Source organism: Henriciella sp., from assembly GCF_049649345.1.
In the GTDB taxonomy this organism is placed as follows: Bacteria; Pseudomonadota; Alphaproteobacteria; order Caulobacterales; family Hyphomonadaceae; genus Henriciella.
In genome coordinates, this window is record NZ_JBARZC010000385.1 from 1 (window position 1) to 1,570 (window position 1,570).

Here is a 1,570-nt window from a genome sequence, read left to right on the forward strand (position 1 = left end):
CGCGATGCTGGGGCTTGGTAAACACGAAGCTCAGATCAGCTTCATTCTGCAGCAATTTCGGCGTGTTCTCCAGGATTCTTATCTGGAGCTGAAGCTGTTTGTTGTCCTCAAGAAACTCTGGAAGAAACTGCGTCAGCCAATGCGACAGGACTCCGTCCAGGGAGCCAATCCGCAATTCGCCGCCGGCTTCCTCATCAAGGTCGCTGACATCTTCCCAAATAAAATTGGCCTGGTCGTTGATCACATGAATACGGCGCAGGATCTGCCGGCCGAGCTCGGTCACCTCGACGCCCTTTGTGCTTCTGACCAGCAGGCGGCAGTTGAGCACTCGCTCAAGATCATCAATCTTCCGGCTGATTGTGGGCGTCGATTCTCCAAGCTGCTTTGCAGCCGCTGTCATGCTTTCGAGTTCCGCAACGACGCCGAAGACGCGTAGCCTGTCCCAATTCATTCTGTCTTTGCTCATCGCGACTTATAACGTCCAATCACCACGCGTTTCAAATTTGAAATTCGTCCTGCTGCGAGAATCCTGAATTGTAAAACAATCTATTGACAACTCTTGCGCGAATTTATCTATTTCTCTCGTAAGGAGAGAATCGATATGAGCATTCACCGGTCAGTTGCATCAGCACCCGTCAGACCCTACTGCTTCGTTCATCCTGAAAAAATGGCCAAGGCCATGGGGGAGTTCGGCCTGAGGCGGTGCGAGCTTTCCCAGGTCAAACCGGCGCTGGAGCTCGGTGAATTGCTGCTCGGGTCTTCGCTGGCCCGTGAAACCGTGATCCTCACCCTGGATGCCATCACACAGATGACCGTCTGGATAACGGGCGAGGATATTGAAGGCCTCTATCTCATCATCCCGCTCACAGAAGAGGGCAGGGAAGCGGTCGAAACCGGCACATACACTCCAGGAGATCCGGCCCTGCGCCATGTAGCCCCCGCAAATACACCAATTTTCGGTCTCTATATCGGCGTCTATGCAGGCGCGACGAAAGAAGCACGGCGAGCGATGATGGCGGCCTCTGCAAGTGTCCGTGTCTCCCTTTATGCTCCCGTTCCATGCTATGCACGCGGCGCGACGGAAGCCGGCGCCCGTTCTATGCTACAGCTTGGTTTCAGGCGTCTCGAAGGCGGTCTGCCCGACCTCTTCGTATTTGATCCGATCGATTGATCATGGAAGCCGTCCTGCCTCACCCGAAGATTGGTCTGGCGTCGCGAAGAAGTCCGCCCTCGGCGGCGCAACTTGCGAATGTGAAAGTGTCAGTTGCCTGCACACCGAATGATTACAACATGCTCACCGCCATCCGGGCCGCCATCTTCATGGCTGAGCAGGATTGTCCATATCACGAGGAATTTGACGGCAATGACTTCGCAGGGCTCCACCTGCTGGCATTTATCGGCCGCGAACCTGTCGGCACACTTCGGGTGCGCTGGTTTGCCGGCTTCTGCAAACTGGAGCGTGTCGGCGTCCTGCCAAAGCATCGGGGCCAGCAGATCGAGCGCGTCCTCCTTGCCCACGCTTACGAACTCGCGGCACGCAAGGGTTATCGGCTGATGATGGCCCAAATAC

General features: G+C 55.8%; 3 protein-coding genes. 2 read left to right on the forward strand and 1 reads right to left on the reverse strand.

The window, feature by feature from the left end; genetic code table 11:
• On the reverse strand, nucleotides 1-466 hold a 466-nt coding region (locus WA989_RS10455), incomplete at its 3' end, for a LysR family transcriptional regulator (protein WP_424340438.1).
• A 135-nt stretch (nucleotides 467-601) separates the two neighbouring features.
• Here WA989_RS10455 and WA989_RS10460 point away from each other — a divergent pair.
• Both WA989_RS10460 and WA989_RS10465 read left to right on the forward strand, forming a co-directional pair.
• A complete protein-coding gene (locus WA989_RS10460) occupies nucleotides 602-1,171 on the forward strand; it encodes a hypothetical protein (protein ID WP_424340439.1) in 570 nt (189 codons plus the stop codon).
• A gap of 119 nt (nucleotides 1,172-1,290) precedes the next feature.
• Nucleotides 1,291-1,570 (forward strand): GNAT family N-acetyltransferase (locus tag WA989_RS10465; RefSeq protein WP_424340440.1); only part of this gene is annotated, 280 nt, incomplete at its 3' end.